At 69.8% G+C, this 9,582-nt stretch carries 7 protein-coding genes; 2 read left to right on the plus strand and 5 right to left on the minus strand.

The genetic code is table 11. From position 1 onward, the window contains the following. Positions 1-296 precede the first annotated feature (296 nt). Both VIM26_RS02345 and VIM26_RS02350 read left to right on the plus strand, forming a co-directional pair. On the plus strand, positions 297-893 hold the full coding sequence (locus tag VIM26_RS02345) for a type IV toxin-antitoxin system AbiEi family antitoxin domain-containing protein (protein ID WP_331948711.1): 597 nt from the start codon (positions 297-299) through the stop codon (positions 891-893). Positions 894-1,006: 113 nt separating this feature from the next. After that, positions 1,007-2,137, plus strand: a complete 1,131-nt coding sequence (locus tag VIM26_RS02350) for a nucleotidyl transferase AbiEii/AbiGii toxin family protein (RefSeq protein WP_331948712.1) — start codon at positions 1,007-1,009, stop codon at positions 2,135-2,137. A 458-nt stretch (positions 2,138-2,595) separates the two neighbouring features. Here VIM26_RS02350 and VIM26_RS02355 read toward each other — a convergent pair whose 3' ends face one another. From VIM26_RS02355 to VIM26_RS02375, 5 genes are all read right to left on the minus strand, one after another. Continuing rightward, positions 2,596-3,363, minus strand: coding sequence for a GtrA family protein (locus VIM26_RS02355; RefSeq protein WP_331948713.1), 768 nt, complete (start codon positions 3,361-3,363; stop codon positions 2,596-2,598). 56 nt (positions 3,364-3,419) lie between these two features. Further along, positions 3,420-3,641 carry a hypothetical protein gene (locus VIM26_RS02360; protein ID WP_331948714.1) on the minus strand — a complete coding sequence of 74 codons (222 nt, stop codon included), beginning with the start codon at positions 3,639-3,641 and terminating at the stop codon, positions 3,420-3,422. A gap of 434 nt (positions 3,642-4,075) precedes the next feature. Continuing rightward, complete coding sequence (locus VIM26_RS02365) at positions 4,076-5,158, minus strand: hypothetical protein (protein ID WP_331948715.1); 1,083 nt, start codon at positions 5,156-5,158, stop codon at positions 4,076-4,078. A 647-nt stretch (positions 5,159-5,805) separates the two neighbouring features. Next, a complete protein-coding gene (locus VIM26_RS02370; protein ID WP_331948716.1) occupies positions 5,806-7,632 on the minus strand; it encodes a penicillin-binding transpeptidase domain-containing protein in 1,827 nt (608 codons plus the stop codon). Between the two features lie 344 nt (positions 7,633-7,976). After that, on the minus strand, positions 7,977-9,308 hold the full coding sequence (locus VIM26_RS02375; protein ID WP_331948717.1) for a HAMP domain-containing sensor histidine kinase: 1,332 nt from the start codon (positions 9,306-9,308) through the stop codon (positions 7,977-7,979). Positions 9,309-9,582 lie beyond the last annotated feature (274 nt).

Below are 9,582 nucleotides of genomic sequence, written 5' to 3' on the forward strand. Positions count from 1 at the left end.
GGGTGAGTCCGTTGAGCTGACGAGCCGGCCGGTGATGGTCAGCAGTGGGCAGATCTCATGGCCATCACCGGGCAGTTTTCGTGACCGTCACTGGGCAGGGTTTAAGACCGCCTCTGGGCAGATCCCCATGGCCCTTGACAGCCGGCCGCCCGGCGGCCCCCGCACAGCTTCGAACACCGGCAACTGCGGCCTCTCGAGGTTCCGCGCCTGCACACCTAGCGCGTGAGACTTACATAGAGTGTTAGTTCTGTGCGAGGTACACGCGTGAGGGCTTCGCCGAACGGTGCGCTCGGGCAATGAACACGCCCGTGTCGAACAGGTTGTTCGAGCTGGCCGAGCACCACGGCGGGTACTTCACCACACAGGAAGCGCTCGACGCCTCCATCAGCAACCGCGTGCTGACGCACCTCATCTCGCGCGGGGCGCTCGCACGAGTCGCACACGGCATCTACCGCCTGGTGGCCTACCCGGATCATCCACACGCCGACATGCTCGTGGCCACGCTGTGGGCCGGATCCGGCAGCGCCGTCAGTCATGAGAGCGCGCTCGCCGTCTACGACCTCGCGCAGGCTGCGCCTCCAGTTCTCCACGTCACCGTGCCGCGACCCTTCCGGGGACAACGACCAGGAGTGCGCATCCATCTCGCTGACCTGAACGAAGGCTCCACCCGCGTCCGCGACGACGTCCCCGTGACCTCGATCGAACGAACCCTCGTCGACGTCGCACGCTCATCCGACCATTCGCTTGTGCGCGAAGCCGTCCACGAGTCCCTCGAACGAGGACTCACCACGCGCCGGCGCCTCACCCTCGCCCTCGGGGACGTCCAAGAAGGCCGAACCCAGGTTCGTCGCACCTGGGGCGTGCGCCTGTCCACCGCAGAAGACGCTCGATGAACCGGCGCCCATACATCAACCCCGGCGGGCTGAGGAAAGCGCTCGAGACGAGGCTCAAGGTCGAGAGCCAACGAACCAGCCTCCCTCTGGACCGCATCCGCAAGGAGGCCGCGATGCAGCGGCTGCTCGCACGAGTGGCGGCCGTCGCCGCGCCGGACAGTTGGGCGCTCAAGGGCGGGCTCGCCATGATCGCCCAGGTCGGGGAACAAGCGCGCGCGACCGCCGACGCGGACGCCACGTGGCGCCCTGGAGTGGCGGCCTTGACCAGGATCCCTGAGCTCGCAACGGAACTCGATCTTGGCGATCACTTCGAGTTCACCGTCGCGGCCCCCGCCACGATGCAGGCCGAGGGACCCGAGCACGGACTGCGCTTCGCGGTCGAGGCCCGACTCGCAGGACGGCTGTTCGAGCGCCTGCGCCTGGACCTCAGCATCGTCTCCGACGATCCGCGACCCGTAGACGTCGTCCACCTGCGAAACCTCTTCGAATTCGCCGGATTCGACGCCGTGACGGTCCCGGCCATCCGCACCGAGCAGCAACTGGCCGAGAAAGCGCACGCATACACGCGGGTCTACGCGTCCGGGGAGAACAGCCGCGCGAAAGACCTGTACGACATGCTCGTCATCGCCGAACAGCTCCTGATGTCAACAATCGGCGACCTGCGCGACCCGTGCCGCACGACCTACGCACTGCGATCAACACCGTGGCCGCCCATATTGGGACCGCCCCCATCAACATGGATCTCGCCCTGGAATGAATTCGTCAGCACCTACGGCATCCGCTTCAAGACACTCGACGAGGCATACCAGGGACTCCACCAGTTCTGGGCGCCGGTGCTCGACGCCGGGCCGCAAGACCGAGCTCGCTGGGACTCCTACGCCTGGGCCTGGGCCTGGGCCTGGGCGCACCCGGCCACCGCGAGAGTGCCCACGGGCGCCAGCACCCCGCGACGGACAATTTCGGCGACAGCATTATCAGCGGGAGAAGCGGATCGCGAGTTGGGCGAAGTGCAGCACCATGCCCGACAACAACCTGAGCAATATTCACGTCGTCGGCGTGACGATCCGATCAGGTTCTTTCTCCGGAAACGGAGCCGTGTACTTCAACACGCTCAAGAATCGCTGGGTGGGCCAGCTCGCACCTGGCCCCGGCAGCCTCGACCGACGCGAGCCGCTGCGGGTCCGCATCTCAGCGACCGCCAGCGACCGCCTGATGGGACCTCCAGGGCGCCTGTGACGCTCTGACGTGCTCGTCCATCAGCCCTGAGGCGTGTTGCCGCGTTGCTCAACGCGGACTGCTCCTGGGGCGGGCCGCCGGCACGCCGACGCTGGATCGCTGCGCTCGGTCCCGGTGGTTCCCGACCGGGTTTTGTGTCAACGCTCTCGTTTGGGGAGGGCGGTCGTTAAGCACCGCTGGGACGGTCCGTGCGCACCAACGCCGTGCCAGCTCTCACTCGCGTCCCGGTCCGGTGCCCGATGGGTGACAACTCGTGCTGGCGACTTCGGACATCCGTGCGGGCGACTTCGAGAACTGACGGTGGTCGACCAGGTCCCTCTGGACCGTTCTCGTCGCCGGTCCGATGCCCGCCAGGCACCGGCAGACGGTGGCCTCTCACCCCGCTGTCGCTCGCCGCCGGAGCAGGGGCGTTGGTGCTCTTGACCGCGGCCGCGGTCTGGCGGGTCCGTCGCGGGCCGTGAGGCGCTCAGCCGACCGTTGCGGAAAAGCTTTCGTCCGCGGGGGCCATCTCGACGTCGTGGGTGCGTGTGCCTTTGAACGTCCACAACTTGTTGAGCACGAACGCCAGCGGCGTCACGACCGCGATCACGATCAACTGCGCCCAGTAGAGCCGGGTACGGAATCCGCTCGAGTCGTCGAGCAGGTCGGTCGGCAGCGACGTCGGCCAGCCGCGATGCATCAGCGCCGTGAGCAGGACCAGCCCGATCACCTGGCCGAGCAGGCCGACCATGAGGAAGGGCCAGTACTCCTTCCACCACGCGGTGCGCTTCGGCCTGCGGAAGGTCCAGCGGCGGTTGAGCTGAAAGTTCCAGAGATTGGCGACCAGAAACGCAATGGTCGAGTAGAGGTGATACCACCGCACGTGGAACCCCGTCGGCGGCAGGCCAAACATCGCCACCTCGGGATGCGGGCCCAACGACTTCACCAGGATCAGCGCGACCATGTTCACCACGACGCCCGAAGCGCCCACGACGGCGAACCGGCCGAACTGCAACAAGGTGTGCCGGAGCCCGGTCTTCAGAGCGGTGCGGCTGCTGGTCACGAGGAACGAGCCTAGCCGTGTCGTTCGCACCCCTGAGGTCCCGAGGTCCCGGGAGCCGAGTCCGTCCGCCCGCGAGGACCCGCGCGTGGTTGCCGGTTCCGTCAACAGCGCTGAACGGCTGTCAAGCACCGCGCGGTCCGTGCACCAAGGTGCCAACTCTCGCTCGCGCCCCGGTCCGGTGCCGAGGGCCACCAAGTGGTCAGGCTCAAGAAGCGGCGCAGGGGTCGCTGTGGGTGCGAGGACGGACGTCAGGGTTTGTCGGGCCGGGGCAACCCGAGCTCGCGTAGCTCGTCCGGTGACCACCCGGTCGCCACCGCGCGGGCGTATGCGGCGGTGTACACATCCTGCGCCGCGTCGAGGTCACGCTGCCGATCGCTGCGGGTCGCGGCCGCGGCAATCAGATCTTGTCCCGCCTCCCACAGCGAACTGAGTCCACCCCGACCCTTATCCGCGTCGAATGTCGGTGCCACATCAGCACGCTACCCGCAAGAGCACCGTCACGACGGCCGACCAGCCCAGTGCCCCGGGCTTGGTTGAAACTTCCCACTCCCCCGTGGGCATGTACGCCCCGGCGAGGGTCCCCGTCAGGATCCGCAGGCCGACACCGCGCAACCCCTGCCCGACATGATCACCTGGACCGTACCCAGTTTCGTTGGCACCGGTTGCACCCTTGTGGAACTCGATGGGCTCGTGGTCGAGGTCGCCGTGGTTGGCGTCAGTGGCCGGCGAGCCGTCGCACCGCGACTGTTGGGTGCCGCCAACCACGAACGCCCCTGACCTCTGGTGGAGAGGTTGGGGCGCTCGTTCACTCGGCGACCGCGCGGATGTTCACGAGCGGGTCACGTGGTCCTGGCCGAGGCTGGATGTGCTGCGTCGTGGCTCGGGTCGGCGGATCGTGGCCCCGTCAGTTGGACGCGAACAGCAGCCCCTTGGGGCTGCCCAGACCGGTAGCGAACGCGGTGATCTGACCCGTGCTCAGGTTCACCCGGCCGAGGGTTGCGGGCTGCTTGGTGGAGTCCTTGGGGATCGACGCGAAGGCGTCGCCCGCCTTGAAGTCACCGCGGATGGCGATCACGGAGTTCTTTGCGCTGTCCACGACGTACAGGGTCTGGCCCGGGCCGGTGGCGAACGCGGAGTCGTCTACCTGGGTCTTGATGTTCAGCACTGTGGCCTTGGGCTTGGCGCCGGGCTGGGAGACGAAGACGAGCTGCTGGTCGCCTTGGCCGTCCAGGAGCAGGTCGCCGCCGAAACGGGGGTCGGAGGCGGGCACCGATTCGCTGGAGTCGGGGTCGGAGAGGTTGAGGGTGACCGACTTGCCCGTGACCGCGTCAGTCGCCCGCGCGTTGTCCTGCAGGGCCGGGGTGGTCGAAGCCGTGGTCCCGGCCAGGGTCACCGTGTACAGGGCCGGGGCGGTGTACGTCTTCGTGCCGGCCTTCGCGGCGGGCGCGGAGGCGACGACGAACACCTGCCCGTTGCGGACGCTGATGCTGTCGGTGCCGCCCCCGTGGGGCAGCGGGTTGGGGCTGAACTGGTAATGGGTGACCTTGCCCTGGCCCGTGGCCGGGTCGATCGAGTACAGGCTGGAGTTCGCGTCCTCGTTCACCGTGGCCAAGACCGTGTGCGTGGTGGGGTCCGCGGTCATCCCATCCACCTTGCCCGTCAGGGTCCAGCGCCCGGTCTCGGTACCGCCCGTCGTGTACGCCACCACGGTGCTCGTTCTCCCACCCCCGGGAGCCGGTTCACCCTTGGAGCCCACACCGTTCTGGTACCCCACGTAGATCCGGTCACCAAGCTGGGTGATGTCGTCCGGGCCAGTGGTCGCGCCGTGACCGGACACCAGGGTCGTCGCGGTGAACCCGGCCGGCACGGTGACGCCGGTGGGCACGGTGGCCACGGCAGCCCCGGTGACGCCGGTGGACGCCACCGACGGGGTCGACTGTGCCGCTGAGCACCCGCCGAGCAGGCCGCCCACGCCTACTGCTGTCACAGCACCAAAGATCCATACGGTCCGCATTTTCATCCTGCTGGCACAACCTTCCCAAGACACGAGCTACTGCCCAGCAGGAGTGGCACCCGCTCGGGGAGACAGCCGCCAAAGGCTCGCTCGGCCCGATGACCAGCCGATGACGGGCAGGTGACGGCAACACAGACGGTTCGTGGCCATGAATGTCCCCGCTGGTGGCCAAGTCCACGCCCCCCGCCCGCCCGCGGCAGCGTGGTCTGCGTGTGGTCACCTGGAATGGCCCCACCGTCGTCGGGGCACGTCACAGCCGGGGTCGCAACACTCCACGATCTGCCATGCCAGCTCAGGTAGCTTGCGCGCGGGCCAGGAACAGCCGGATCGAGACGGAGCAGCTCCGACCCAGACGACAGGAAGAACCGCTATCGACGCCACGACGACGAGACGACGACGAGTTGCGTCACCCCTCGCGACGATCGGCTGATCGAACCCGAGGAATACAGACCACTTGATTAACGGTCACTACCAGCATCGTGCCCCATGTCAAGTTGCTGGTGACAGCACCGCTACCTGCACCCCTGCTCGTATGGCGGCGCACGCTCTCGTCTCGCCCGACCCGGTGAGCGGCGGGCTGGGTCGGGCCGGCCGCCGGCGGCTGCCACCCGTCCGCCCGGCTAGTGCGTGGCCGCGCTGAGGAACCTGGCGGCGACCGGGGCGGCCACCTTCTCCCCGAACCCGCCGCCCTCCACGATCACGGCCATGGCGACGTTGCCGCGGAAGGCCGCGAACCAGGCGTCGGTCGGCGCGTTTGCTCCGCTGCCTTGCTGGGCGGTCCCGGTCTTGCCGTAGACCGGGGTCCCAGGAAGGTTCGCGGGCGTGCCCGTCCCCGAGGTGACCACGGCCCGCATCCCCGCATGCAACCCGGCCGTAACGGCCGCCGGCAGCGGATGGCTGGCCGCGGCCGGCCCGGGGGTGACGTGGGGCTGGTTCCAGGTCCCGGAGTCGGCCGCGGCCGCGATGGCCGCGATGGCCAGCGGGCTGGCCTGGACGGTTCCCTGCCCGATGGCGGACGCCGCGTACGCCGAGCCGGTGGCGTTCGCGGGGTAGCTGCACCCGTAGGACGGGGTGGCCAGCGGGGCGTGGCCGGTGTTGCAGCCGAGCAGGGTGGCCGCCGTCGCCAGCGTGCCGTGGGGCAGGCTCATGGCGAGATGGACGAACGACGTGTTGCACGACACCGCGAAGGCCTGTTGCAGGGGGATGGTGCCGAACGCCTCGTTGTTCGCGTTGTGCATGGCGTAGCCGTCGACCGTGGCCGTCGGCGTGCACGACGTCGCATCGTGCATCGTGTGCTTGGCCAGCAAGGCCGCCGTGAGGGTCACCATCTTGAACGTGCTCCCCGGCGGGTAGCGGCCCAGCAGCGCGCGGGGATACCCGGCCGGGGTCGAGGCCGCGGCCAGGACGGCGCCCGTGCGCGCGTCGATCGCGACCAGGGCGGAGGGATGGCCGGTGGGGGCCAGGGCCGCCGCGGCCGCCGTCTGCATCGTCGGGTCGATCGTGCTGGAGACGGTCTTGGGGGCGGTGCCGGCCCACCGGATCAGCGTCACCCCGGGGTGCCCGGCGGAGTCGACCACCGTCAGGGCTCCGGACGGCGCTCCGCGCAGCGCCGCGTCGTCCGCGGCCTGCAGCCCGCTCTGGCCGACGACGTCGCCGACCCGCAGGGTCGGGTCTGCAGTCGCCTCCGAGGCGCTGGCCGGACCTACGGTGCCGACCAGCGCGGTCACGTCCGGACCGGCCGGCAGCGGGCGGCCGCCCGCCCCGAGAATGGCGCCACGGGTGGGCACGGTCCGCGTCAGCCGGACGCGGTCGCCGGTCTTGATCTCGGCGTTGATGCTCGCGGGCGACCAGTCGACGAGCGCCTTGCTGCCTTCCACCCGAACGCTCAGCCGCAGGTGATCGATCCAGGTACCCAGACCCGGGATCTTGACGGTGACGGTCGCGGGCACGGTGATGAGGTGGCCGGACCCTGACGGGGCCCCGACCTTAACCTGCATGGGCACCGCCGACGACGGCGACTTCGCCGTCGGCTGCGCACTCATGGCGGCGGGAGTCTTCGCGGTGATGCCCAGAGCGAGGTCCAGCGCCTTGTAGGTCTCGGCGATGGCGGCGGAGCCGCTCACCGTTTGGGCAGGTAGCGCGGACAGGTCACCGTTCGCCCACGTCCGAAGGAAGCGGGTCGCGGCGGTCGAGGCATCGTGGCGTTGCGAGTCCGCCGCGGCCGCGCGCACGGCCACGAACGCCAGCAGCACGACCACGCACGCGAACGCGATCCAGAGCGCCTTGCGGGGACGTCGCCGCCGGGGCGCGGCGTCCTGCCCGGCTGCGGGGTCACTCTCGGCTGCGCTGACCTCACCGGACGTGGGGTGCTGCTCGGCTATGGGGTCCAGCGCGGGCGTGGGGTCCTCGCCGGGCACAGGGTTCTGGTCCGTCTCGGGATCGGTCATGCGACGAAACCTACTTGGACGTGGGGATGGGTCGCGCCAACCTCGTCACGAGCGCGTGGATAGGGAGTACGGCCAAGGTGAGCGCAAGAAGGGCCGCACGGGCGTGCTGGTCAAGGCTTTACCCAGCTCAGGGTGAGTCCGGACCGTTCCAAACCTGAGCGCGCTGTGGCCCGAGTCCGAACCCGGCGCACGTCGCCCAACTCGGGTCGGGGTCGGTCAGCGGACGTCCGAGTCGTGCGCTCGATCGATGCCGGTTGCCGGGTGTGCTGGACACGGGACTGATGATCCGTTGGGCACGGTCGTGGACCTGCTCACCACGTTGAACGACCCGATCCGGTGTGAAGTCAACGCTCGGACGGGGCGGGGGGCGGGGGCGAAGCCACGGGGGCTGTGGGGTCGCTCGGGAGGAAGAGCGTGAACGTCGCGGGTGACACGCCCGCCAGCACGAGCCGTCCCCCGCGCGCCTCGGCCATTGATCGGGCGAAGGCCAGGCCGATGCCCTGCCCGCCGCCCCCGGAGGTCCCGCGGTCGAAGATAGCCGTCGGCGCCAGGGCGATCGACCCCTCGTCCTGAAGATCGAGCGCGAGCGTCTCGCCGATCTCGCGGACCGTCAGTGTCACGATCCCCCGGCCGTGGTGCAGGGCGTTCTCCAGCAGGACATCCAAAATTTGGGCGACCAGACTGGCCGGGACCTCGAAGGTCGCGACCCCGGAATCGAGGGTCACGAGCAGGCGCCGGCCCTCGCTCGCCAGGCGGCCGTGCCAGCGGCGCTCGACGTCGGTGACCGTCTCGCCGATCGGACGAACCTCCGCGTCCAGCCACTGATCCGGGGCCAGCCGAGCCAGGGCCAGGACCTCCTCGACGGTGCGATGCAGCTCGCCCACCCGCCGCGAGGCGTCCTCGAGGACCGAACGAAGGTCCCCCGAGGGGTCCTGCAGGGCCGCGTCCAGGCCGAGCTGGAGACCGGTGAGCGGCGTGCGCAGCTGGTGGGAGGCGTTGGCGCTGAAGTGGCGCTCCTGCTCGATCGCCGCGGTGAGCCCGCTGACCATCGCGTTGTGGGTCCCGGCCACACGGCGGATCTCGGGGATGCTGCTCAGCTCGGCGCGCGCCGTCAGGTCGCCGTCGGCGACGCGTTGGGACGCGGCGGACAACGCCTCCAGCGGCTCGGTGATCAGCCGGGCCTGGCGCCGCGCGACCAGGATCGCGACGAGCAGGCAGAAGCCGGCCAGAGCCGCCATGATGAGCCAGGCGAGCACGACACGTCGCCAGATCACCCCGGCCGCCACCGACGCGCGGACCACCCCGATCACGTTCTCGCCGGAGGCGACGGGGACCGCGACAATGACCTCGTTTCCCATCTGCCCGTCGGCCGCACCGCCATGGGCCGCACGTCGCGTGATCGCGTCGGCCGCCGCGGGCCCGCGACCGGCCCGAAGTCGCAGCGTGGTGTCATAGACCCCCACCCGGGTGTCGGCTTCCGCCGTCGGCAACTCCACCTGGTCTCCGACGCCGAAGCCGGGGTCCACGCGCAGGGCCGCCGCAAGGGCCTGCCGCTCGAGCGCGCCACGCTCCTCGGCGAAGTACGTCGACCGGATCGTGACGCCCAGCGGCACGGCGAACAGCACCAGGGCCACGGCCACGGCGACCACCGCTACCCGGACCACGCGATGACGCATGAGCCCATCATGGCTTCCGCGGGTGCCGATCCGGGCGGATCGCGAGGCCCGGCCGAGAGTTTGCCTTCCTCTTACCGTCCGGGACCCCTCGGCTAACCGTCGCCTTCCTAGCGTGAACCTCGTCGTTGCTCATCGTCGTCGTTCGCTCTTGAGCTGGAGGCATCATGACCGCACGCAGGACCCTGGCCCTGGCCGGAGCCATCGCGTTGACCGCTGCCCTCGCCGCGTGCACGGGCTCGCCGCCGACGGCGGCCACGACGGCGACGACGGCGAC

The sequence above is a fragment of the Pengzhenrongella sp. genome, assembly GCF_036565025.1.
Lineage (GTDB): Bacteria > Actinomycetota > Actinomycetes > Actinomycetales > Cellulomonadaceae > Pengzhenrongella.

Excerpts from the sequence above, each read along its gene's own strand:
- VIM26_RS02345 (WP_331948711.1), top strand. The coding sequence starts at position 297 with ATGAACACGCCCGTGTCGAACAGGTTGTTCGAGCTGGCCGAGCACCAC.
- VIM26_RS02350 (WP_331948712.1), top strand. The coding sequence starts at position 1,007 with ATGCAGCGGCTGCTCGCACGAGTGGCGGCCGTCGCCGCGCCGGACAGT.
- VIM26_RS02370 (WP_331948716.1), bottom strand. The coding sequence starts at position 7,632 with ATGACCGATCCCGAGACGGACCAGAACCCTGTGCCCGGCGAGGACCCC.
- VIM26_RS02375 (WP_331948717.1), bottom strand. The coding sequence starts at position 9,308 with ATGCGTCATCGCGTGGTCCGGGTAGCGGTGGTCGCCGTGGCCGTGGCC.